This window comes from Pseudomonas bubulae (assembly GCF_037023725.1).
GTDB classification, from domain to species: domain Bacteria; phylum Pseudomonadota; class Gammaproteobacteria; order Pseudomonadales; family Pseudomonadaceae; genus Aquipseudomonas; species Aquipseudomonas bubulae.
In genome coordinates this window covers 4932501-4956931 of the sequence record NZ_CP146077.1, presented here as the reverse complement: position 1 = coordinate 4956931, position 24431 = coordinate 4932501, and the positions used below count along the sequence as shown (strand labels likewise).

The window sequence follows — 24431 nt, the reverse complement described above, 5'->3', positions numbered from 1 at the left end:
ACAGGCCGCATGCCCAAAAACGTGCGGCGATGGTAACGGATGGCTGGCAACCTGCAAGGGCTGTCAGCGTAATTGCGCCTCGGCGAGGGTCAGTGTGCGTGGGATATTGGCGGCGTTCCAGTGGGCAATGCCCCAATCCAGCACCTCACGCGGGGTTGCGTCGTTCAAGTGTTGCTCTGTTGTCTGACCCAGAGCACGCAAGGCCCGCAGCAGCAGCGGGGTGGCCTGCTCCGGGGTCAGGGGCGGTGAGCGGTAGGATTTGCCGAGTTTGTGGCCATCAGGCTGCACGATCAGTGGCACATGCAGATAGCGCGGTTGTGACAAACCCAGCAACTCTTGCAGGTAAAGTTGGCGCGGGGTGGAGTCGAGCAGGTCGGCGCCACGCACGATATCGGTCACACCCTGGGCGGCATCATCGAGCACCACCGCTAATTGGTAGGCATAGAGACCGTCGCGGCGACGAATCACGAAATCACCGACATCGCGCCCCAGGTGCTGGCGGAACTCGCCCTGAACCCGGTCGGTGAAGGCATATTCCAGCTCAGGGACGCGAATGCGGATGGCTGCGTTATCCATTGAGTGCCCGGCATTGCGGCAAAAGCCGGGGTAAATGCCGTTGTAACCTTCCAGCTGTTTGCGTGAACAGGTGCAGGCGTAGGCCAGGCCCATGCTGAACAGTCGGTTTAGCACGTGCGCATAGGCTTCGTGGCGCTCGCTTTGACGGACCAGTTCGCCGTCCCATTCAAAACCGTAGCGCTCAAGGGCATCGAGAATCGCGGCCTGGGCGCCGGGCATTTCCCGCGGCGGATCGAGATCTTCCATGCGCAGCAACCAGCGGCCACCTACGGAGCGGGCATCGAGGTATGACGCAAGGGCGGCGACCAACGAGCCAAAATGCAGATGGCCACTGGGCGTTGGGGCGAAGCGCCCGATATAGGAGGGTGCAGTCATGGACGTGGGCCGATTTCTTGTGGGAGCGGGTTTGCTCGCGATGGGGCAACCCGGTTTTGAACCTTTGGCGCGGTGATGCTATCGCGAGCAAGCCCGCTCCCACGCAGGGCACTGAAATTTCACAAACAAAAATGGGGCGTTCGCACGCCCCATCTGGTCAAGTTGGCGATTACTTGCCGACTTGTTTTTCCTTGATTTCAGCCAAGGTCTTGCAGTCTACGCACATGTCGGCAGTAGGGCGGGCCTCGAGTCGACGGATACCGATTTCGACGCCGCAGGATTCGCACCAGCCATATTCTTCGTCTTCAATCAGTTGCAGCGTCTTGTCGATTTTCTTGATCAGCTTGCGCTCGCGATCGCGGGCGCGCAGTTCCAGGCTGAATTCTTCTTCCTGGCTCGCGCGGTCGGATGGGTCAGGAAAGTTTGCCGCTTCGTCTTTCATATGATCAACGGTGCGGTCGACTTCCTGCATCAAGTCCTGTTTCCACTTTTGCAGAATCTTGGTGAAGTGTTTACGCATGGGCTCGCCCATGTACTCTTCACCCTTCTTTTCAACGTAGGGTTCGAAGCCGCTAAGTTGAGTATTCTGTTGCTTTGCTTGTGTGGGCATGAAATGGACCGCCTCTCATTCTTCTAATCCATTGCGCAGGATTGCAACATCACCGACACCTGCCGGCCCTGCGGCTGCAAGCGGGCGAACTTACCAGATCAAATCGGGCTGCGCTACTCCCGCATGTCCAGCCCGTTCTCAGGGTATGTGTGCAGAGCCTGTGGTGCTTGAGATTAGTGGCTAATTAATAATTTTAGTCGAGCTATGACTAAAGGCCGGGTTGTTTGGTTCTATCGGCAAGTGGGCTAAGACCGTAATTAGCTCTCTCTTATAGCACTGCTTGGGTAGAATCGGCTTTTTGCTTACCCAGGAAGGCAGGCTCATGGCTCAGTCATACAGTGCGCGCAGCCGCGCAATCGAACCGTTCCACGTGATGGCGTTGTTGGCGCGGGCCAATGAGTTGCAGGCTGCCGGGCACGATGTGATTCACCTGGAAATCGGCGAGCCGGACTTCACCACGGCCGAGCCGATCATTGCTGCCGGCCAGGCTGCCCTGGCCGCCGGCAAAACCCGTTATACCGCCGCCCGTGGCCTGCCGGAACTGCGTGAAGCGATCAGCGGGTTTTACCGGCAGCGCTATGGCTTGAATATCGACCCCGGGCGAATTCTTATAACGCCCGGTGGTTCTGGTGCCCTGTTACTGGCTTCCAGCCTGCTGGTTGATCCGGGTAAACACTGGTTGCTAGCAGACCCAGGCTACCCATGTAACCGACATTTCCTGCGTTTGGTAGAGGGGGCGGCCCAACTGGTGCCTGTAGGCCCCGATGTGCGCTATCAACTCACAGCCGAACTGGTCGAACGCCACTGGAACCAGGACAGCGTAGGCGCGTTGGTGGCGTCCCCGGCCAATCCGACCGGCACACTGTTGAGTCGTGACGAACTGGCAGCCCTGTCTGCAGCGGTCAAGGCCCGCAATGGGCATCTGGTGGTGGATGAGATCTATCACGGCCTGACCTATGGCTGTGATGCGGCGAGTGTGCTGGAAGTTGATGACAGCGCGTTTGTGCTTAATAGTTTTTCCAAGTATTTCGGCATGACCGGCTGGCGCCTGGGCTGGCTGGTGGCGCCGCCTGAGGCAGTGGCCGACCTGGAGAAACTCGCACAGAATCTCTATATCAGCGCGCCAAGCATGGCCCAGTACGCAGCATTGGCCTGCTTCGAACCGCAGACCCTGGCGATTCTGGAAGAGCGTCGGGCCGAGTTTGGCCGTCGTCGCGATTTCCTGTTGCCGGCCTTGCGCGAGCTGGGCTTTGGCATTGCGGTTGAGCCTGAAGGTGCGTTTTACCTGTATGCCGACATCAGCGCGTTTGGCGGTGATGCCTTCGCGTTTTGTCAGCATTTTCTGGAAACCCAGCACATCGCCTTTACCCCAGGCCTGGATTTCGGCCGTTACAAATCCGGGCATCACGTACGCTTTGCCTATACCCAAAATTTGCCACGCCTGCAGGAAGCTGTTGAGCGGATTGCCCGTGGCCTCAAGAGCTGGAAGGGCTGATGCGTTTTTCACCTGAACTGGAAGAAGGGCGCCTGATCAAGCGCTATAAGCGCTTTTTGGCGGATATCGAAACCAGCGCTGGCGAGTTGATGACCATCCACTGCCCGAACACCGGTTCCATGCTCAATTGCATGGTCGAGGGTGGTCAGGTGTGGTTCAGTCGTTCCAACGACCCCAAGCGCAAGTTGCCGGGTACCTGGGAAATCAGCCAAACCCCGCAAGGACGGCTGGCGTGCGTGAACACCGGGCGCGCCAACCACTTGATCGAAGAGGCGCTGCTGGCCGGGGTGATTACCGAGCTGGAGGGTTTTACCGCGCTCAAGCGCGAGGTCCCTTACGGGCAGGAAAAAAGTCGCATCGACTTTCGCCTTGAGTACCCGCAGGGCTTTGCCTATGTTGAGGTCAAGAGTGTCACCCTGGGGTTTGACGGTTCCCGTGTCGCGGCATTTCCGGATGCCGTGACCCAGCGTGGCGCCAAGCATCTGCGCGAGCTGGCGACCCTGGCGAAGGAAGGCGTGCGTGCAGTGCAGTTGTATTGCGTCAACCTGACGGGGATCGATGCGGTGCGTCCGGCTGAAGAAATCGACCCGGGTTATGCCGCTGCCCTGCGCGAGGCTGTGGCGGCCGGGGTGCAGGTGCTGGCATATGGGGTCAGCCTGACATCGGATGCTGTAGTGGTTGATCGCCGTCTAGGCGTCATCCTCTGAGGCTTGCGGTGTAATCCAGATCCCTTGGCCGTCTTCACGGCAGTCAAGGGCTGTCAGAAATTGTCCCGCGCAGGGCCCGGCCACGCATTCCCCGCTTTCGATCAGGAACAATGCTGCGTGGGTTGAACACTGGATCAGGCTGGCGCTGGGGTCGAGAAACTGGTCGGGTTGCCATTCCAGTGCCACCCCGCGATGGGGGCAGCGGTTTTTGTAGGCATACACCCGGCCCTCCCGGCGAGTGATCAGCAGCCGCACTTCATCCAGCTCAAAGCCACGGCTGGTACCTTCGCTCAGTGCATGCGATGAGCATAAAAACTTCATGACAATCCTTAATAACAGCTAAACGGTTGAGTCGATGACGGGTTTCTGAGCGGGTTAACAGGTTGACGTGCAAATGCAAACAATTATCAAATGGCGGCTTGCTCTGCATGTGCTGTTTTCACAGCGTGAAAATTGTGAGCCCTCTTTATTCAAGGAAAGCCTCTGTATGCGCCTGAGTACCCGCCTGATTACGTTCTGTGCAGGCCTTATGATCAGTCATGTCAGCCTGGCTGGCGAGTTGCCACAACGTTGGGTCAGCGCCGGAGGAGCGCTTTCGGAGTGGGTCAGCGTATTGGGTGCGGAGTCTAAATTGGTTGGGGTCGATACCACCAGCCAGCATCCTGAATCACTCAAGTCGCTGCCCAGTATCGGCTATCAGCGCCAACTCTCGGCAGAAGGTGTCCTGAGCCTGAAGCCGGATGTGCTGATCGGCACTGAAGAAATGGGCCCGGCCGCGGTGTTGTTGCAGATTCGCGGTGCCGGTGTGCCGGTGGAGATGTTTTCGGCCCAGGCAGACCTAGCCAGCCTTGAGGGCACCTTGCAGCATTTGGGGCGCCTGCTGGGGGATGAGGCGCAGGCAGCGCAAGTGTTCAAGGACTACCAGCAGCAACTGGAAGAGCATCAACAGCAGGTCAAGGCCGCACAAGCCAGTCATCAGGCACCCGGGGTATTGCTACTGTTGGGCCATGCCGGTGGTAAACCGATGATTGCTGGCAAAGATACGGCGGCGGACTGGCTGCTGACGCAAGCGGGGGGACATAACCTGGCGACCCACAGCGGTTACAAGCCGTTTTCTGTGGAAGCGCTGGCGGGGCTCAACCCTGAAGTGCTGGTATTTGCCGATCGCAGCCTGACCGGTGAGGCGGCGCGCAAAGCGCTTATGAAAGAAAACCCGGTACTGGCATCTATACGCGCCGCTAAAAATGGCCGTGTCTATGAGCTGGACCCGACGCTGCTGGTGGGTGGCCTGGGGCCGCGTCTGCCGGAACGCCTGAAGCAACTGACGGCTGAGTTCTATCCCGCGGTTCCGGTCAGCCAATGAGGACGTTGGTTAAACCCCGGGCCCTGTTTACAGGTTTGAGCGCGTTGTGCCTGTTGTCGATCTGGCTGTCGCTGGCGCTGGGGCCGGTGAGCCTGCCGTTGTTTGACACCTTGCGCGCGGCACTGCGCCTGATCGGGGTGCCGATTGCGGGTGAAGGCCTGGAGCAGGCCGAATTGATCCTGGGGCAGATCCGCTTGCCGCGAACCTTGTTGGGGCTGGCGGTGGGTGGCGTGCTGGCGCTCTCAGGTGTAGCCATGCAGGGGTTGTTTCGCAACCCGCTGGCCGATCCGGGGTTGGTCGGCGTATCCAGCGGTGCCGCCCTCGGGGCGGCGATCGCGATTGTCGGCGGGGCTGCTTTTGGCGGGTTGCCGGAAGTGATGGGCCCGTACCTGCTGTCGCTGTGTGCGTTTATCGGTGGTTTGGGGGTGACGGCGCTGGTGTATCGGTTGGGCCGGCGCAACGGTCAGACCAATGTGGCGGTGATGTTGCTTGCGGGCATTGCCCTGACAGCCTTGGCTGGTTCTGCTGTGGGTTTGTTTACCTATCTCGCCGATGACGCGACCTTGCGCACCCTGACATTCTGGAACCTGGGCAGTCTCAATGGCGCCAGCTATGCACGGCTGTGGCCACTGTTGATTGTGACGGTGGGGGTCGCACTGTGGCTCCCCCGGCGGGCGAACGCGCTCAATGCACTGCTGTTGGGGGAATCCGAAGCCAATCACCTGGGCATCGACGTTGAAGGCCTGAAGCGCGAACTGGTGTTCTGCACGGCCCTGGGGGTGGGGGCCGCTGTGGCAGCGGCAGGCATGATTGGCTTTATCGGGCTGGTGGTGCCGCATCTGGTACGACTGCTGGCGGGGCCTGATCACCGGGTGCTGTTGCCTGCTTCGGTACTGGCGGGGGCCACCTTGTTGCTGTTTGCCGACTTGATCGCTCGCCTGGCGCTGGCGCCAGCCGAACTGCCAATCGGGATTGTTACTGCGTTTCTCGGTGCACCTTTCTTCCTGTATTTGCTGATGCGAGGACGCCACTGATGCTGCGTACGGAAAACCTGCAGATCCGTCGCGATCAGAAAATCGTGCTGGCGGATGTCACCCTTGATGTACGCCCGGGGGAAGTACTGGGTGTGCTCGGCCCCAATGGCGCGGGTAAAAGTACCCTGCTGGCGGCCTTGTGCGGGGAGCTGGCGCCGAGTGGCGGGCAGGTCTGGCTGGATGAGCTGGCCTTGAGCCACTGGAAGGGCGCGCAGCGGGCACAACGCCTCGCTGTCCTGCCGCAAACCTCGACCCTGGATTTTGCCTTTCGCGTTGAAGAAGTGGTGGGCATGGGCCGACTGCCTCATCAGACGGGTCGCACTCGCGACGCCGAAATAATCCATGAGGCATTGCAGGCCGCCGATGTTGAGCATCTTGCGGGGCGCAGCTACCTGGCCTTATCGGGGGGCGAGCGTCAGCGTGTGCATCTGGCACGGGTACTGGCGCAATTATGGCCGGGGCAAAACGGGCAGACCCTGTTGCTTGATGAACCCACTTCAATGCTCGACCCCTTGCATCAGCACACCACGCTCAAGGCCATTCGGGCATTTGCTGATCGCGGCGCCGCGGTGTTGATCATCCTGCATGACCTTAACCTGGCGGCGCGTTACTGTGACCGCTTGCTCTTGCTGGAACAGGGGCGCCCACGGGCTCTGGATTGCCCGCAAGCGGTATTGCAGCCGGATGAACTCAAGGCCGTGTTTGGGCTCGATGTTTTAGTGCAGCCGCACCCGGAGCTGGGTTGCCCGATGGTAATTGCTCGCTGAGCAGCCGCCCAAGCACTTTTCCACAGGTAAAAAAAGACCCGGCAAGAGCCGGGTCAAATAACCGTGATTAGCCTGATGAGGAGATTTTCTGAGAGTCCGAACCAAGGGCCTTTCAGAAGATCGACTGGTCTCGCGACCAGATGGCGTAATCATAACAATTCTCATTACCAAGTCAACAACTGTTTTTTACCGTTCATCGTGTTCGTTGCCAGCCTGCCGTATCAGGCCTTTTTCAGTGTGGCCAGATGCTCGACTTGCTGATTGAGGGCCTCTTTGCGTTCTGCAGGAATATCGTTCCAGTGAACATCCAGCAGGGCACCTTCGATAGCATATAAAAGTACTTTGGAGGCTCTGAACCCTCGTGCCTTCACCGCCCGGTAGGCATCCACTGCGCCCAGGCGCTTCAAGTCCGCGGCACTGTGAATGCCAACAGCGTGCAGCCATTGTGAAGAAGTCTTGCCAAGATTTTTCAAATGCTGGAGTTCATCGTTCATCAGCTCTCCTTGCGACGGCGTGAGCTCAGCGTTTACGGGGTATGTTGACTCTATTGAGTGTAGCGCTCAGTAGGAAATTCGTAGTCCGTTAGTCGGTTTTGGAACAAGGCGGAGTTGGAATTGAGCGAATGTGCTGTAGTAAGGCGCAAATCAGTTCCCTGGACCCAAGAGGGTAGAGCGCCCATGGCCATTCAATCGACCTTGGCGACTGTGAAACGCCAGCGCCGGAACTGATGTCGTATTTGTGTTAACGGGCGATGTTACGCAGGTAAACGCCGTGAAACCGTTGCGGTTCCACGGCGAACATGGACCTTACAGGCCCGGCAAGCGCTGGCGAATGTCGGCAATCAGAGTGTCGAGGCTTTTGCTGTTGTGGGTTTCAACTCGCTTGCTGCGCAGGATTTCATCAGCGCCCAGCGCTTCGCGGCTGGCTTGCTGAGCTTTGACTACTTCCAGGGTGGCGTCAGACGGGTCGGTACCCACGGACTTGCGATGGGCCAGCCAGCCTTCGATCACGGCGTCCGGGGCGGTGCAGTCAAGGATCAGGCAAGGAACACCTGTCGCTTCGGCCACTTTGGCGGCCGCATCGCGCTGCTCACGCTTGAGGTAGGTGGCATCGATCACCACCGGGAAGCCCGCACGCAGGACGATGCCGGCCAGTTCATGCAGTTTATTGTAGGTAGCTGCGCTGGCGTCGGCGTTGTAGATGCCATCGCCGACTGCGTTTTCTGCCGTCTGCTGACCGAACAGTTGCTTGCGGATGACGTCTGAGCGCAGGCGAATCGCCCCCAAAGCTTCAACCAGTCGCATGGCTACCGAGCTTTTACCTACAGCCGAAACACCGTGCGTAATGGTCAGAAAACGTGAAGGAATCGTGCTGTAGCTCTCTGCCAGGTTCGCGTAGTTGCGGTATTGACGCAGAGTGGCTGCGCGCTGCACCGGGCTGGCTTCGGCAGGCATGCTGAACAGGCTGACTTTGGCGCGAACCAGTGCGCGGTAGGCCTTGTAGAAGTTCAGCAGCTCCAGGCCCTGATAATCACCAGTCAGTTCCAGGTACTGGCTGACGAAACGGCGGGCCAGGCATTTCAGACCGCGGTCTTCGAGGTCCATCGCCAGGAAAGCGGTATCGGCGTAGACGTCGGTGAAGCGGAACGGTTCGTTGAACTCGATGCAGTCGAAAATCACCACCTTGCCGTCAATCATCGTGGCATTGCCCAGGTGAATGTCACCGTGGCATTCGCGAATGAAGCCTTGGGCCTTGCGCTGCTCGAACAGCGGCTTGAGGCGGGTGAAGCTGGCCTCTGCCCAGGCCTGGAGTGCTTCCAGTTGCAACAGGTCGGCTTTGTCCGAAAGGAACGGGCGAATTTGTTCGAAGTTCTGACGAACCGGGTCCATTACCGCCTCAGGCGTGCCCTGGTAGTGCGCAGCAGGCACATGGGGCGCCTGCATGTGGAAGCGGGCGATCTGCTGGGCCATTTCGTCGACATGGCCGGCATTCAGTTCGCCATTGGCTTGCAGTGTGCTCAGCAGCTGGCTTTGCGGAAACTGGCGCATTTTCAACGCGTATTCAATGGCCGGGCCTTCACCACCGAATGCTGGTACGTCGGCGCTGCCGGTGATCGGCAGCACGTCCAGGTACAGGCCTTCGGTCAGGCGCTGGTTGAGACGCAACTCTTCATTGCAGAAGTGTTCACGGCCACTGAGTTCGGTGAAGTCAAGAAAGCCGAAGTTGACCGGTTTCTTCAATTTATAGGCATACGGCCCGGTAAGGATGACCCAGGAGATATGCGTCTCGATAACCTGAAATCCTTCGACTTCATGGGGATAGAGGTCCGGGTTTTGCAGGGCGGCAATCAGGTTCTGGCTCACGGTTGATCCTTCAAGGTCGGGAATATTCGATGCGCCATTATGGCGGCTGGCAGCGGGAGTGCAAACCGCCGGGCTGCGCATGATGAACATGAATAAAGTGCGTATAATCTCGCGCCATGACTCGTACCCGATCTCCTCGTTCCCGTTCCAAACGTCCCTCTGGCGGCCTCAGGCCCTGGCTGGGCTGGGCAATCAAGCTCAGTCTGGTCGGCCTGGTGGTGCTGGCAGGTTTTGCCGTCTATCTGGATGCCATCGTTCAGGAGAAATTCTCCGGAAAGCGCTGGACCATCCCGGCCAAGGTGTATGCGCGCCCGCTGGAGCTGTTCGTCGGCCAGAAGCTGAGCAAGAACGACTTCCTCACCGAGCTCGATGCGCTGGGTTATCGCCGTGAAAGCGTGGCCAACGGCCCGGGCGCGGCATCCGTCAATGGCAACACGGTTGACCTCAATACCCGTGGCTTTCAGTTTTATGAAGGTGCCGAGCAGGCGCAGCCGGTGCGGGTAAGATTTTCTGGCGACTATGTTGCCGAGCTTTCCTCGACCAATGGTTCCAAACTGCCGGTGGTGCGCCTTGAGCCGCTGCTGATTGGCGGCATGTACCCGAAAAACCTTGAAGACCGGATCCTGATCAATATCGATCAGGTACCGCCGTTTCTGCTGGAAACCCTGGTCACCGTCGAGGACAGGGACTTCTATCACCATTTCGGGGTGTCGCCCAAGTCGATTGCACGCGCCATGTGGGTCAATACCTCGGCCGGGCAAATGCGCCAGGGCGGCAGTACCTTGACCCAGCAACTGGTCAAGAACTTCTACCTGACCAACGAACGCAGCCTGAGCCGCAAGCTGACCGAAGCAATGATGGCGCTGCTGCTTGAGTTGCACTATGACAAGCGGGAAATCCTTGAGGCGTACCTCAACGAGGTGTTTGTCGGCCAGGACGGTCAACGCGCGGTGCACGGTTTCGGTCTGGCCAGCCAGTTCTTCTTCAGCCAGCCGCTGGCCGAGCTCAAGTTGCACCAGGTAGCACTGCTGGTCGGTATGGTTAAAGGGCCCTCGGCCTATAACCCGCGGCGTTACCCCGAGCGTGCGCTTGTACGACGTAATCTGGTGCTCGACCTGCTCGAGCAGCAAGGTGTTGCAACGCCCGAGCAAGTGGCTGCAGCGAAAAAAATGCCTTTGGGCGTGACCAAGCGCGGCAGTCTGGCAGACAGCTCGTTCCCGGGGTTCCTGGATCTGGTCAAGCGTCAGCTGCGTGAAGACTACCGCGACGAAGACTTGACCGAAGAAGGGCTGCGAATCTTCACCAGCTTCGACCCGATCCTGCAGATGAAGTCCGAAGCTGCGGTGGGCGAGACCTTCAAGCGTCTGGCCGGGCGCAAGGGCGCGGATGAAGTGGAAGCCGCCATGGTGGTGACCAACCCTGAAACCGGCGAAGTCCAGGCACTGATCGGCAGTCGTGCGCCAGGCTACGCAGGTTTCAACCGTGCACTGGATGCGGTGCGACCGATTGGCTCGCTGATCAAGCCTGCGGTCTATCTCACAGCACTTGAGCGGCCGAGCAAGTACACGCTGACCAGTTGGCTGTCGGATGAGCCATTGTCGATCAAAGGCGCTGATGGTCAGATCTGGAAGCCTCAGAACTATGACCGCCGCTCTCACGGTACGATTTTCCTCTATCAGTCCATGATGAACTCCTACAACCTCGGTACGGTAAGGCTGGGGCAGGAAGTCGGCGTGCCTAATGTACTCAAGACCCTGGCGCGACTGGGTGTGGAGCGCGAGTTTCCGGCATTCCCGTCCATGTTGCTGGGGGCTGGTGCCTTGAGCCCGATGGAAGTGGCGACCATGTACCAGACCTTGGCCAACGGCGGCTTCAATACGCCGATGCGCGGCATTCGCAGCGTGCTGACAGCCGAAGGCGAGCCGCTCAAACGTTACCCGTTCCAGATCCAGCAACGCTTTGATCCGGGCTCGATCTTTCTGATCCAGAACGCCATGCAGCATGTGATGCGCGAAGGTACGGGGCGCTCGGTTTATAACGTGCTGCCCAAGAGTCTCGCGTTGGCGGGCAAGACCGGCACCAGTAACGATTCCCGTGACAGCTGGTTTGCCGGCTTTAGCCAGGACTTGCTGGCAGTGGTCTGGCTGGGGCGCGATGACAACGGCAAAACCCCGTTCACGGGGGCAACCGGTGCCTTGCAGGTGTGGACCAGCTTTATGAAGAAGGCTGACCCGCTGCCGCTCGACATGCCTCAGCCCGATAACATTGTGCAGGCCTGGATTGATCCGCATACCGGTCAAGGATCGGATGCCGGCTGCCCCGGCGCGGTACAGATGCCGTATATTCGCGGCAGTGAACCGCCATCTGGTGCCAGTTGTGGTGGGCAAGAGCCCGCCACCGGTGAAGCCGTGATGGATTGGGTCAAGGGCTGGTTGAATTAAGCAAAGAGGGTATGACGTGAATAAGTTGTGGATTGCGGCTGTTTCAGCCCTGGCTTTGCTCAATGGTTGTGCCAGCGTGCCGCAGGGGTCCATCCCTGTGGTCGATTCTGGTGTTGCGGTGTCGAATAACGAGCGTGTTTCGGCCCAGCGTACGGCGGGGAATTATCCACAGGCCACTGCGCCGCGTGCCGCTCAGGCACGTACGATTACCGAGGACTCGGGGGTTGTGGTGATGATTCCGGGCGGCGCTGCCAGTGTGTCGACGCCGATCAGCACCCAGCCATTTACGCCGGGGCCGATCACCCCCGGCCCTGCCGCAGCCCCCATCAACACGGGTAGCTACACACCGGGCGCGGCCTACAGTGCCCCGACGGCCATTACCCCCAGCGGCATTCCGTCGAACAGCGGCGGCCTGGCTGCCGACGAGCAACTGGATGGCCCGGTGCTGGCGCTGCTTACCACCGCTCAGCAACAACAGGCGAGCGGCGACTTGAACGGCGCTTCATCGAGCCTTGAACGTGCCCAGCGCGTGGCCCCTCGTGAGCCTCAGGTGCTTTATCGTCTGGCTCAGGTGCGTATGGCCCAGGGCGATGCCGCCCAGGCTGAGCAGTTTGCCCGCCGTGGTTTGACGTTCGCCAGCGGTCGTCCGGATTTGCAGGCGAGCTTGTGGGGTTTGATTGCCCAGGCCCGTGAGAAGCAAGGTGATGCCGCTGGTGCTGCATTGGCCCGTCAAAAAGCCAAGGTGAGCCTCTGATGGTCATGGATGCACGCACATCTGAAGTTGCCGGGTTCCTGCTGCTGATCGAACACGAAATGCGCACCCAGGGCTTGTGGAGTGACAAGGTCCCGACCGAACACGACCTTTCCAGCCTGGAGCCGTTCAGTGTCGATCGCCTGGATTTTGAGCAATGGGTGCAGTGGATCTTCCTGCCGAAGATGAAAACCATCGTCGAACGGGGGCAGCCTCTGCCCAGTGTCTCGGGTATTTGGCATATGGCTGAGCATGTGTTTGCCCAGCGTCGTGGCAACTGGAAACCCTTGCTCAAGCATTTCCAAGACTTTGACCACCTGATCAGCCCTGCCTCCTGAGGTCATGGCTGCCAGTTTTTACTGGCAGCCATCCATTTTCTTGTTGGCTTCTGTCATTTTGCGCGTTTTTTTGTGCGTTCCTGTCGATTTATGCAAATAAATTGAATTGATGGCTTGACTTGGACAGGCCTAATGACAAGAATCGAACTCCCGCTGTAGAGGGGCTGCCAGAAGCAGGCTCTCTCAGCAGATCATGAGGCGCACACCCGCGCCGACCTGTTACACCCGCAACGCGTTACCTCGCGCTGGGTGGGAAACCCCCGCAATACTTGGGGAGTTCCCAATACTTGCTCAGTCAGTGCTGACGTAGTCGGCGACCACCGTCGCTCATGCTCTGCTGAAAAGTAAACCTATTAAGACCCGTTCGTATTTTTGTGGACGGTATTCTGGCGTTTTAGAGGTGAACAACGTGGAGCTTTTGTCTGGTGGTGAGATGCTCGTCCGCTTTTTGCGCGACGAAGGTGTCAAATATATCTACGGGTACCCAGGTGGTGCTCTCCTGCATGTCTACGACGCACTGTTCAAAGAGCCGGAAGTTACCCACATCCTGGTTCGTCATGAACAAGCTGCAACCCATATGGCTGACGGCTACGCCCGTGCCACCGGTAAAGCCGGTGTAGTACTGGTGACTTCCGGGCCGGGTGCTACCAACGCCATCACCGGTATTGCCACTGCCTACATGGACTCCATTCCGATGGTGATCATTTCGGGTCAGGTGCCTAGTACCATGGTCGGAACTGATGCCTTCCAGGAAACCGACATGATCGGTATCTCCCGGCCCATCGTGAAGCACAGCTTCATGATCAAGCATGCTTCGGAAATCCCGGAAGTCATGAAAAAGGCGTTCTACCTGGCGCAATCCGGCCGTCCTGGTCCGGTCGTGGTCGATATCCCGAAAGACATGACCAACCCGGCCGAAAAATTCGAATACGTTTTCCCGAAAAAAGCCAAGCTGCGCTCCTACAGCCCGGCCTTGCGTGGCCACTCCGGCCAGATCCGCAAGGCGGCAGAGATGCTGCTGGCGGCCAGGCGCCCTGTGCTTTACGCAGGCGGCGGGGTTATTTTGGGCGGTGGCTCGGAGCCACTGACCGAGCTGGCAAAAATGCTCAACGTGCCCGTGACCAATACGCTGATGGGTCTGGGTGCATACCCTGGCACCGACCGTCAGTTTATCGGCATGCTTGGCATGCATGGCAGCTTCACGGCCAACATGGCGATGCACAACGCAGACGTGATCCTTGCGGTAGGTGCACGCTTTGATGACCGGGTCATCAACGGCCCGTCCAAGTTCTGCCCGAATGCCAAGATCATCCATATCGATATCGACCCGGCGTCCATCTCCAAAACCATCAAGGCGGACGTGCCGATCGTAGGCCCTGTTGAGAGCGTGCTGACCGAAATGGTCGCCATCCTCAAGGACATCGGCGACAAGCCAAACCCGGAAGCGGTTGCCAGCTGGTGGAAGCAAATCGACGAGTGGCGCGGAGACGGTGACCTGTTCCCTTACAACAAGGGCGACGGCAGCCAGATCAAGCCTCAGGCTGTTATCGAGATGCTCTGCGAAGTGACCAAGGGCGATGCCTATGTAACGTCCGATGTGGGGCAGCACCAGATGTTCGCGGCCCAGTACTACCGCTTCAACAAGCCCAACCGCTGGATCAACTCCGGAGGCCTGGGCACCATGGGCTTCGGTTTCCCGGCTGCGATGGGGGTAAAACTGAGCTTCCCTGATGCTGACGTTGCCTGCGTGACAGGCGAGGGCAGTATTCAGATGAACATTCAGGAATTGTCCACCTGTCTGCAGTACGGCTTGCCCGTCAAAATCGTCAGCCTCAACAACGGAGTGCTGGGGATGGTGCGTCAGTGGCAGGACATGAACTACGGCAGTCGTCACTCCCATTCGTATATGGAATCGCTGCCTGACTTCGTCAAGCTGGCTGAAGCTTACGGGCATGTAGGTATCCGGATCACCGATCTGAAAGACCTCAAGCCGAAAATGGAAGAAGCCTTTGCCATGAAGGATCGCCTGGTGTTCCTGGATATTCAGGTTGATACCAGTGAGCACGTTTATCCGATGCAGATCAAAGATGGCTCCATGCGCGACATGTGGCTGAGCAAGACGGAGCGTACTTAATCATGCGGCACATTATTTCCTTGCTTCTTGAAAACGAACCGGGCGCATTGTCTCGCGTTGTCGGGCTTTTTTCGCAACGCAACTACAACATCGAAAGCCTGACCGTGGCACCAACAGAAGACCCGACCCTGTCGCGTCTGACCCTGACCACGGTGGGGCATGATGAAGTGATCGAGCAGATCACCAAAAACCTGAACAAGCTGATCGAAGTGGTCAAGCTGGTGGATCTGTCGGAAAGCGCTCACATCGAGCGCGAACTGATGTTGGTCAAGGTCAAGGCAACGGGTGCACAGCGCGCAGAAATCAAACGCACCACGGATATTTTCCGTGGGCAGATCGTTGATGTCAGCGCCAGTGTGTATACCGTGCAGTTGACAGGCACCAGTGAGAAGCTCGACAGTTTCATTCAGTCGATTGGAACCGCCTCGATCCTGGAAACAGTTCGCAGTGGCGTCACCGGGATTGCCCGTGGCGACAAAGTACTCAGCATCTAAAACTAACAAGTGCTAATTGGCCTGAATGGCCTGGATATAAGGGAAAATCATGAAAGTTTATTACGACAAAGACTGCGACCTTTCGATCATCCAGGGCAAAAAAGTAGCCATCATCGGTTACGGCTCCCAGGGTCACGCTCAAGCCTGCAACCTGAAAGATTCCGGCGTTGACGTTACCGTTGGCCTGCGCAAGGGTTCGGCCACTGTCGCCAAGGCTGAAGCTCATGGCCTGAAAGTAACTGACGTTGCCAGCGCTGTTGCCGCTGCGGACCTGGTCATGATTCTGACCCCGGACGAGTTCCAGTCCGCGCTGTACAAAAATGAAATCGAACCGAACATCAAGAAGGGCGCCACCCTGGCCTTCTCCCACGGTTTCGCGATTCACTACAACCAGGTTGTGCCGCGTGCCGACCTCGACGTGATCATGATCGCGCCAAAAGCGCCAGGTCACACCGTTCGTTCCGAGTTCGTACGTGGCGGCGGTATCCCTGACCTGATCGCTATCTACCAGGATGCGTCGGGCAACGCCAAGAACCTGGCCCTGTCTTATGCTTCGGGCGTAGGCGGCGGTCGTACCGGCATCATCGAAACCACGTTCAAGGACGAAACCGAAACCGACCTGTTCGGCGAGCAGGCAGTTCTGTGTGGCGGTACTGTTGAACTGGTTAAGGCTGGCTTTGAAACTCTGGTTGAAGCCGGTTACGCGCCAGAAATGGCTTACTTCGAGTGCCTGCACGAATTGAAGTTGATCGTTGACCTCATGTACGAAGGCGGTATCGCCAACATGAACTACTCGATCTCCAACAACGCCGAATACGGCGAGTACGTGACTGGCCCTGAGGTCATCAACGCTGAATCCCGTCAGGCAATGCGTAACGCTCTGAAACGCATCCAGGACGGTGAATACGCGAAAATGTTCATCAGCGAGGGTGCTACCGGCTACCCTTCGATGACTGCCAAGCGTCGCAACAACGCCGCTCACGGTATCGAAGTCATTGGCGGGCAACTGCGCTCGATGATGCCTTGGATCGGCGCGAACAAAATCGTTGACCAGGCAAAGAACTAAGTTCCCAGCCTGTAGAGAAAACGCGGCCTAGGCCGCGTTTTTTCGTTTAAGCGGCGGCTTCTGGTATAAAGCAGGATCGTTTGCGGGTGCGTGTTGGCCCCCAAGCTTCTACCGAAACTTTCCATATCGTTGCAAGGTAATGTCCATGAGCGAACGTCCCGAAGAGCCAAAAGCGGCTTCAGACGCCGATAGCCTGCTGCCTATCGATGAGCATGTCGAAGAAGGGCATGACGCCGAAGGCCGAAAAGTCCGGCATCGTGGTATCTATCTGCTGCCGAACCTTTTCACCACTGCGAACCTGTTCGCCGGTTTTTACTCCATCATCAGTTCCATGAGTGCGCAAAGTGCCATGAGTGCGGGTGATACTGCTGGGGCCAGCAAATACTTTGCCTTTGCAGCCATCGCCATTTTTGTCGCCATGGTGCTCGACGGTCTTGATGGCCGCGTAGCCCGCATGACCAATACCGAAAGTGCCTTTGGTGCCGAGTACGATTCCTTGTCGGACATGGTTGCCTTTGGTGTTGCCCCTGCGTTGCTGGCTTTTGGCTGGGCACTGGGGGACATGGGCAAGGTCGGCTGGATGGTTGCCTTCATCTATGTTGCGGGCGCGGCGTTGCGTCTGGCGCGTTTCAATACCCAGGTAGGTACAGCGGACAAACGCTACTTTATCGGCCTGGCCAGCCCGGCGGCGGCTGGTGTGGTGGCGGGTATCGTATGGGCATTCAGTGATTACGGTATTCAGGGTTCGAAAATGTCGTTCCTGGTTGCCTTGCTCGTAGCGGCAGCCGGCATGCTGATGGTCAGCAATATCAAGTACAACAGCTTCAAGGAACTGGACTTGAAAGGGCGTGTTCCTTTTGTGGCGATTCTGGCTGTGGTACTGGTCTTCGCGGTTGTGTTCAGCGATCCGCCGCGCATTCTGTTGCTGGCCTTCCTGGCATATGCGGCATCGGGGCCGATCCAGTACTTGCTGCGTTTGCGTCGTAACAAAAACGCCGAGTGATGTAATTTCTCCCATACTCCGTAGTCTATTGGTGCATCAGCCCTCCAATACTGCGGAGTTGTCATGCTCATCAAGCTGCCTAAAGCGTCCGACTGCAAAGAGTCGGACGTTACGCCTGAATCCTTCTATTTATCCCGTCGTGCATTGTTGGGCAGTTCGCTTGCCGGATTGGCTGTGGGCGCGCTTCCACGTTTGGCCAGTGCCGAAGATGCGGTGCGCTATGCAGATGTTGAACCGGGCAAGGCTCCAGCCTGGTTTGCCGACAAGCTAGCGCAAACCAAATGGCAGGCCGTCACGGTGAAGGGGGAGGCGATCACACCTTTCAAGGATGCGACCCACTACAACAACTTCTATGAGTTCGGCACTGACAAGGGGGATCCGGCGCAAAATGCTGGTGCCTTGAAAACCGAGCCCTGGACTGTGGTAGTCGACGGGGAGGTGGGCAAACCGGGTCGTTACGCGCTGGAAGACTTCATGAAGCCTTATCAGTTGGAGGAGCGGATTTATCGTCTGCGTTGTGTAGAGGCCTGGTCGATGGTGATCCCGTGGATGGGATTTCCCATTTCGGCATTGCTCAAGCAGGTGGAGCCAACCTCCAAAGCCAGGTACATCCGTTTTGAAACATTGCAGGATCCTAAGGTCATGCCGGGGCAGCGTTCGGGTTTTGCATTGATTGACTGGCCGTATGTAGAAGGGTTACGGCTGGATGAGGCGATGAATCCGTTGGCGATTTTGGCGGTGGGCATGTATGGCCGCGAATTGCCCAATCAAAATGGCGCGCCGCTACGGTTGGTGGTGCCCTGGAAGTATGGTTTCAAAAGTGTGAAATCCATCGTGCGTATCAGTCTGGTCGAGGATCAGCCAAAAACCACCTGGCAAAGCATTGCTGCGGATGAGTACGGCTTCTATGCCAACGTGAATCCGCAAGTTGATCATCCGCGTTGGACACAGGCGCGTGAGCGACGCTTGCCGAGCGGTCTGTTCAGTCCCAATGTGCGCGATACGCAGATGTTCAACGGTTACGCCGATGAGGTTGCTTCTTTATATACAGGCCTGGATCTGCGGAAGAACTACTGATGAAGCATCTACCTTGGCGCCTTGGCGTCTTTATCGTGGTGGCCATCTGGCCTTTGTATTGGTTGTACGAGGCCTGGATCTTTGCCTTGGGGCCAGACCCGGGAAAGGTGTTGGTCGATCGTCTGGGGCTGGGAACGTTGATACTGCTGTTGGTGACGTTGAGCATGACGCCGATGCATAGACTGACGAGCTGGTCGGGCTGGGTCACGGTGCGTCGACAGCTCGGCTTGTGGTGTTTTGCCTATGTGGTGCTGCATCTGTGTGCCTACCTGACTTTCGTGCTGGGGTTTGACTGGTCGCAGTTGGGTGTTGAGCTAAGCAAGCGTCCCTACATTATTGTCGGCAGCCTGGGGTTCTTGTGTTTACTGGCGTTGGCGGTGACGTCGAATCGCTACAGTCAGCGACGCTTGGGCGCGCGCTGGAAGAAGCTCCATCGTCTGGTGTATGTGGTAGTGGGCTTGGGGTTGCTGCATATGCTCTGGATAGTGCGGGCGGACCTCAAGGAATGGTCGATTTATGCCTGTATAGGTGTAGGTCTGCTGGCACTGCGCATACCGATGGTGAAGAGCCGGATTCCGCGTCTATATAAGAAGAAATCAGCTTCTGCGATTTAAGTTCAAATTAGTGCTTGACCCTGGATTCAAACGGCCTATAATTCGCCCCACTTCCGGCGCAGTCGAAACGGAAAACTCCTTGAGTTTCAATGAGTTGGACGGTTTTCGGCGGTGTCAGCTTCAAGTCATCGAAGCAGGAAATGAGGTGTTGACAGCAGCGTGTAACGCTGTAGAATTCGCCTCCCGCTAACGAGAGATCGAAAGCGCAAGTGGTTGATGTTACAGAGGAAACTTTGAAAACATCTTAAAATAACCGCTTGACAGCAACAGAGGCTGCTGTAGAATGCGCGCCTCGGTACAGCGAAAGCTGACCAACCGCTCTTTAACAATTGAATCAAGCAATTCGTGTGGGTGCTTGTGGAGTCAGACTGATAGTCAACAAGATTATCAGCATCACAAGTTACTCCGCGAGAAATCAAAGATGTAACCAACGATTGCTGAGCCAAGTTTAGGGTTTCTTAAAAACCCAAAGATGTTTGAACTGAAGAGTTTGATCATGGCTCAGATTGAACGCTGGCGGCAGGCCTAACACATGCAAGTCGAGCGGTAGAGAGAAGCTTGCTTCTCTTGAGAGCGGCGGACGGGTGAGTAATACCTAGGAATCTGCCTGATAGTGGGGGATAACGTTCGGAAACGGACGCTAATACCGCATACGTCCTACGGGAGAAAGCAGGGGACCTTCGGGCCTTGCGCTATCAGATGAGCCTAGGTCGGATTAGCTAGTTGGTGAGGTAATGGCTCACCAAGGCTACGATCCGTAACTGGTCTGAGAGGATGATCAGTCACACTGGAACTGAGACACGGTCCAGACTCCTACGGGAGGCAGCAGTGGGGAATATTGGACAATGGGCGAAAGCCTGATCCAGCCATGCCGCGTGTGTGAAGAAGGTCTTCGGATTGTAAAGCACTTTAAGTTGGGAGGAAGGGCAGTTACCTAATACGTGACTGTCTTGACGTTACCGACAGAATAAGCACCGGCTAACTCTGTGCCAGCAGCCGCGGTAATACAGAGGGTGCAAGCGTTAATCGGAATTACTGGGCGTAAAGCGCGCGTAGGTGGTTTGTTAAGTTGAATGTGAAATCCCCGGGCTCAACCTGGGAACTGCATCCAAAACTGGCAAGCTAGAGTATGGTAGAGGGTAGTGGAATTTCCTGTGTAGCGGTGAAATGCGTAGATATAGGAAGGAACACCAGTGGCGAAGGCGACTACCTGGACTGATACTGACACTGAGGTGCGAAAGCGTGGGGAGCAAACAGGATTAGATACCCTGGTAGTCCACGCCGTAAACGATGTCAACTAGCCGTTGGGAGTCTTGAACTCTTAGTGGCGCAGCTAACGCATTAAGTTGACCGCCTGGGGAGTACGGCCGCAAGGTTAAAACTCAAATGAATTGACGGGGGCCCGCACAAGCGGTGGAGCATGTGGTTTAATTCGAAGCAACGCGAAGAACCTTACCAGGCCTTGACATCCAATGAACTTTCTAGAGATAGATTGGTGCCTTCGGGAACATTGAGACAGGTGCTGCATGGCTGTCGTCAGCTCGTGTCGTGAGATGTTGGGTTAAGTCCCGTAACGAGCGCAACCCTTGTCCTTAGTTACCAGCACGTAATGGTGGGCACTCTAAGGAGACTGCCGGTGACAAACCGGAGGAAGGTGGGGATGACGTCAAGTCATCATGGCCCTTACGGCCTGGGCTACACACGTGCTACAATGGTCGGTACAAAGGGTTGCCAAGCCGCGAGGTGGAGCTAATCCCATAAAACCGATCGTAGTCCGGATCGCAGTCTGCAACTCGACTGCGTGAAGTCGGAATCGCTAGTAATCGTGAATCAGAATGTCACGGTGAATACGTTCCCGGGCCTTGTACACACCGCCCGTCACACCATGGGAGTGGGTTGCACCAGAAGTAGCTAGTCTAACCCTCGGGAGGACGGTTACCACGGTGTGATTCATGACTGGGGTGAAGTCGTAACAAGGTAGCCGTAGGGGAACCTGCGGCTGGATCACCTCCTTAATCGACGACATCAGCTGCTCCATAAGTTCCCACACGAATTGCTTGATTCATTGTAGAAGACGATAACTGCAGAGTTGATCTGCGGTTTTTCTGTCGTAAAGCTTAGAAATGAGCATTCCATCAAATGATGGTGAATGTTGATTTCTGATCTTTTGATTAGATCGTTCTTTAAAAATTTGGGTATGTAATAGAAAGTTAGACTGGATAGCACTTTCACTGGTGTTTATTCAGGCTAAGGTAAAATTTGTGATTGCTCTTAATTGAGCAGCGAATTTTCGGCGAATGTCGTCTTCATAGTATAACCAGATTGCTTGGGGTTATATGGTCAAGTGAAGAAGCGCATACGGTGGATGCCTTGGCAGTCAGAGGCGATGAAAGACGTGGTAGCCTGCGAAAAGCTTCGGGGAGTCGGCAAACAGACTTTGATCCGGAGATGTCTGAATGGGGGAACCCACCTAACATAAGTTAGGTATCTTAAGCTGAATACATAGGCTTAAGAAGCGAACCAGGGGAACTGAAACATCTAAGTACCCTGAGGAAAAGAAATCAACCGAGATTCCCTTAGTAGTGGCGAGCGAACGGGGACCAGCCCTTAAGCTGTATTGATGTTAGCGGAACGCTCTGGAAAGTGCGGCCATAGTGGGTGATAGCCCTGTACGCGAAAACATCTTTGCAGTGAAATCGAGTAGGACGGAGCACGAGAAACTTTGTCTGAATATGGGGGGACCATCCTCCAAGGCTAAATACTACTGACTGACCGATAGTGAACTAGTACCGTGAGGGAAAGGCGAAAAGAACCCCGGAGAGGGGAGTGAAATAGATCCTGAAACCGTATGCGTACAAGCAGTGGGAGCCCACTTTGTTGGGTGACTGCGTACCTTTTGTATAATGGGTCAGCGACTTATTTTCAGTGGCAAGCTTAACCGAATAGGGGAGGCGTAGCGAAAGCGAGTCTTAATAGGGCGTCTAGTCGCTGGGAATAGACCCGAAACCGGGCGATCTATCCATGGGCAGGTTGAAGGTTGGGTAACACTAACTGGAGGACCGAACCGACTACCGTTGAAAAGTTAGCGGATGACCTGTGGATCGGAGTGAAAGGCTAATCAAGCTCGGAGATAGCTGGTTCTCCTCGAAAGCTATTTAGGTAGCGCCTCATGTATCACTGTAGGGGGTAGAGCACTGTTTCGGCTAGGGGGCCATCCCGGCTTACCAAACCGATGCAAACTCCGAATACCTACAAGTGCCGAGCATGGGAGACACACGGCGGGTGCTAACGTCCGTCGTGAAAAGGGAAACAACCCAGACCGTCAGCTAAGGTCCCAAAGTTATGGTTAAGTGGGAAACGATGTGGGAAGGCTTAGACAGCTAGGAGGTTGGCTTAGAAGCAGCCACCCTTTAAAGAAAGCGTAATAGCTCACTAGTCGAGTCGGCCTGCGCGGAAGATTTAACGGGGCTCAAACCATACACCGAAGCTACGGGTATCATCTTAGGATGATGCGGTAGAGGAGCGTTCTGTAAGCCTGTGAAGGTGAGTTGAGAAGCTTGCTGGAGGTATCAGAAGTGCGAATGCTGACATGAGTAACGATAATGGGTGTGAAAAACACCCACGCCGAAAGACCAAGGTTTCCTGCGCAACGTTAATCGACGCAGGGTTAGTCGGTCCCTAAGGCGAGGCTGAAAAGCGTAGTCGATGGAAAACAGGTTAATATTCCTGTACTTCTGGTTATTGCGATGGAGGGACGGAGAAGGCTAGGCCAGCTTGGCGTTGGTTGTCCAAGTTTAAGGTGGTAGGCTGGAATCTTAGGTAAATCCGGGATTCTAAGGCCGAGAGCTGATGACGAGTGTTCTTTTAGAACACGAAGTGGTTGATGCCATGCTTCCAAGAAAAGCTTCTAAGCTTCAGGTAACCAGGAACCGTACCCCAAACCGACACAGGTGGTTGGGTAGAGAATACCAAGGCGCTTGAGAGAACTCGGGTGAAGGAACTAGGCAAAATGGCACCGTAACTTCGGGAGAAGGTGCGCCGGTGGAGGTGAAGCATTTACTGCGTAAGCCCCTGCCGGTCGAAGATACCAGGCCGCTGCGACTGTTTATTAAAAACACAGCACTCTGCAAACACGAAAGTGGACGTATAGGGTGTGACGCCTGCCCGGTGCCGGAAGGTTAATTGATGGGGTTAGCTAACGCGAAGCTCTTGATCGAAGCCCCGGTAAACGGCGGCCGTAACTATAACGGTCCTAAGGTAGCGAAATTCCTTGTCGGGTAAGTTCCGACCTGCACGAATGGCGTAACGATGGCGGCGCTGTCTCCACCCGAGACTCAGTGAAATTGAAATCGCTGTGAAGATGCAGTGTATCCGCGGCTAGACGGAAAGACCCCGTGAACCTTTACTATAGCTTTGCACTGGACTTTGAATTTGCTTGTGTAGGATAGGTGGGAGGCTTTGAAGCGTGAACGCCAGTTTGCGTGGAGCCAACCTTGAAATACCACCCTGGCAACTTTGAGGTTCTAACTCAGGTCCGTTATCCGGATCGAGGACAGTGTATGGTGGGTAGTTTGACTGGGGCGGTCTCCTCCTAAAGAGTAACGGAGGAGTACGAAGGTGCGCTCAGACCGGTCGGAAATCGGTCGTAGAGTATAAAGGCAAAAGCGCGCTTGACTGCGAGACAGACACGTCGAGCAGGTACGAAAGTAGGTCTTAGTGATCCGGTGGTTCTGTATGGAAGGGCCATCGCTCAACGGATAAAAGGTACTCCGGGGATAACAGGCTGATACCGCCCAAGAGTTCATATCGACGGCGGTGTTTGGCACCTCGATGTCGGCTCATCACATCCTGGGGCTGAAGCCGGTCCCAAGGGTATGGCTGTTCGCCATTTAAAGTGGTACGCGAGCTGGGTTTAGAACGTCGTGAGACAGTTCGGTCCCTATCTGCCGTGGACGTTTGAGATTTGAGAGGGGCTGCTCCTAGTACGAGAGGACCGGAGTGGACGAACCTCTGGTGTTCCGGTTGTCACGCCAGTGGCATTGCCGGGTAGCTATGTTCGGGAAAGATAACCGCTGAAAGCATCTAAGCGGGAAACTTGCCTCAAGATGAGATCTCACTGGAACCTTGAGTTCCCTAAAGGGCCGTCGAAGACTACGACGTTGATAGGTTGGGTGTGTAAGCGCTGTGAGGCGTTGAGCTAACCAATACTAATTGCCCGTGAGG

General features: G+C 56.4%; 18 protein-coding genes, 2 rRNA genes and 1 pseudogene (1 of these 21 only partly in view). 16 read left to right on the top strand and 5 right to left on the bottom strand.

The features are described from left to right. Positions 1-63: 63 nt before the first annotated feature. Together gluQRS and dksA are read right to left on the bottom strand one after the other, a co-directional pair. The gene (gene gluQRS, locus V6L81_RS22870; protein WP_095018774.1) at positions 64-951 is read right to left on the bottom strand and encodes a tRNA glutamyl-Q(34) synthetase GluQRS; all 888 of its coding nucleotides are present in this window, start codon (positions 949-951) and stop codon (positions 64-66) included. A 169-nt stretch (positions 952-1120) separates the two neighbouring features. Next, positions 1121-1561 carry an RNA polymerase-binding protein DksA gene (gene dksA / locus V6L81_RS22865; protein WP_016783419.1) on the bottom strand — a complete coding sequence of 147 codons (441 nt, stop codon included), beginning with the start codon at positions 1559-1561 and terminating at the stop codon, positions 1121-1123. 322 nt (positions 1562-1883) lie between these two features. Here dksA and V6L81_RS22860 point away from each other — a divergent pair, with 322 nt between their 5' ends. After that, on the top strand, positions 1884-3056 hold the full coding sequence (locus tag V6L81_RS22860; protein ID WP_095002570.1) for a pyridoxal phosphate-dependent aminotransferase: 1173 nt from the start codon (positions 1884-1886) through the stop codon (positions 3054-3056). Beyond that, a complete protein-coding gene (sfsA, locus tag V6L81_RS22855) occupies positions 3056-3763 on the top strand; it encodes a DNA/RNA nuclease SfsA (protein ID WP_133144029.1) in 708 nt (235 codons plus the stop codon). Before V6L81_RS22860 ends, sfsA begins: the two co-directional genes overlap by 1 nt. Here the strand turns inward: sfsA and V6L81_RS22850 are convergent. Next, complete coding sequence (locus V6L81_RS22850; RefSeq protein ID WP_138738791.1) at positions 3746-4084, bottom strand: Rieske (2Fe-2S) protein; 339 nt, start codon at positions 4082-4084, stop codon at positions 3746-3748. The genes sfsA and V6L81_RS22850 overlap by 18 nt on opposite strands. A gap of 166 nt (positions 4085-4250) precedes the next feature. Here V6L81_RS22850 and V6L81_RS22845 point away from each other — a divergent pair, with 166 nt between their 5' ends. The 3 genes and pseudogenes from V6L81_RS22845 to V6L81_RS22835 all read left to right on the top strand — a co-directional run. Further along, positions 4251-5126 carry a hemin ABC transporter substrate-binding protein gene (locus V6L81_RS22845; RefSeq protein ID WP_095002573.1) on the top strand — a complete coding sequence of 292 codons (876 nt, stop codon included), beginning with the start codon at positions 4251-4253 and terminating at the stop codon, positions 5124-5126. Positions 5127-5176: 50 nt separating this feature from the next. Further along, a complete protein-coding gene (locus V6L81_RS22840) occupies positions 5177-6160 on the top strand; it encodes an iron ABC transporter permease (protein WP_169917069.1) in 984 nt (327 codons plus the stop codon). A 47-nt stretch (positions 6161-6207) separates the two neighbouring features. Continuing rightward, a pseudogene (locus V6L81_RS22835) lies at positions 6208-6927 on the top strand (heme ABC transporter ATP-binding protein); the annotation flags it as partial. A gap of 221 nt (positions 6928-7148) precedes the next feature. Here V6L81_RS22835 and V6L81_RS22830 read toward each other — a convergent pair. Further along, complete coding sequence (locus V6L81_RS22830) at positions 7149-7421, bottom strand: TfoX/Sxy family protein (protein ID WP_095002576.1); 273 nt, start codon at positions 7419-7421, stop codon at positions 7149-7151. A 312-nt stretch (positions 7422-7733) separates the two neighbouring features. After that, entirely contained in the window at positions 7734-9290 is a 1557-nt protein-coding gene (locus V6L81_RS22825; protein ID WP_095018776.1) for a bifunctional aminoglycoside phosphotransferase/ATP-binding protein, read from the bottom strand. A 116-nt stretch (positions 9291-9406) separates the two neighbouring features. On the opposite strand from V6L81_RS22825, the gene mrcB reads away from it, so the two are divergent. From mrcB to V6L81_RS22770, 11 genes are all read left to right on the top strand, one after another. Beyond that, on the top strand, positions 9407-11731 hold the full coding sequence (mrcB, locus tag V6L81_RS22820) for a penicillin-binding protein 1B (RefSeq protein WP_338660348.1): 2325 nt from the start codon (positions 9407-9409) through the stop codon (positions 11729-11731). A 16-nt stretch (positions 11732-11747) separates the two neighbouring features. Beyond that, positions 11748-12485: a M48 family metallopeptidase gene (locus V6L81_RS22815; RefSeq protein WP_095018778.1), complete on the top strand. Its 738-nt coding sequence runs from the start codon at positions 11748-11750 to the stop codon at positions 12483-12485. A 5-nt stretch (positions 12486-12490) separates the two neighbouring features. Continuing rightward, complete coding sequence (locus V6L81_RS22810; protein WP_095002592.1) at positions 12491-12820, top strand: YqcC family protein; 330 nt, start codon at positions 12491-12493, stop codon at positions 12818-12820. 409 nt (positions 12821-13229) lie between these two features. After that, on the top strand, positions 13230-14954 hold the full coding sequence (locus tag V6L81_RS22805; protein ID WP_095018783.1) for an acetolactate synthase 3 large subunit: 1725 nt from the start codon (positions 13230-13232) through the stop codon (positions 14952-14954). Positions 14955-14956: 2 nt separating this feature from the next. Next, positions 14957-15448, top strand: a complete 492-nt coding sequence (gene ilvN, locus V6L81_RS22800) for an acetolactate synthase small subunit (protein ID WP_016783407.1) — start codon at positions 14957-14959, stop codon at positions 15446-15448. A 49-nt stretch (positions 15449-15497) separates the two neighbouring features. Then, positions 15498-16514 (top strand): ketol-acid reductoisomerase, encoded by a 1017-nt coding sequence (ilvC, locus tag V6L81_RS22795; protein ID WP_095002580.1) that lies wholly within the window; start codon positions 15498-15500, stop codon positions 16512-16514. Between the two features lie 145 nt (positions 16515-16659). Beyond that, the gene (pssA, locus tag V6L81_RS22790; protein ID WP_095002581.1) at positions 16660-17517 is read left to right on the top strand and encodes a CDP-diacylglycerol--serine O-phosphatidyltransferase; all 858 of its coding nucleotides are present in this window, start codon (positions 16660-16662) and stop codon (positions 17515-17517) included. Between the two features lie 63 nt (positions 17518-17580). Continuing rightward, a complete protein-coding gene (gene msrP / locus V6L81_RS22785; RefSeq protein WP_095002582.1) occupies positions 17581-18594 on the top strand; it encodes a protein-methionine-sulfoxide reductase catalytic subunit MsrP in 1014 nt (337 codons plus the stop codon). Continuing rightward, complete coding sequence (msrQ, locus tag V6L81_RS22780) at positions 18594-19208, top strand: protein-methionine-sulfoxide reductase heme-binding subunit MsrQ (RefSeq protein WP_271350758.1); 615 nt, start codon at positions 18594-18596, stop codon at positions 19206-19208. Before msrP ends, msrQ begins: the two co-directional genes overlap by 1 nt. Before the next feature lie 478 nt (positions 19209-19686). Next, positions 19687-21223, top strand: a 16S ribosomal RNA gene (locus V6L81_RS22775). Between the two features lie 323 nt (positions 21224-21546). Beyond that, positions 21547-24431, top strand: a 23S ribosomal RNA gene (locus V6L81_RS22770); it runs 9 nt beyond the window's last position. The 16S and 23S rRNA genes sit together here, the layout of an rRNA operon.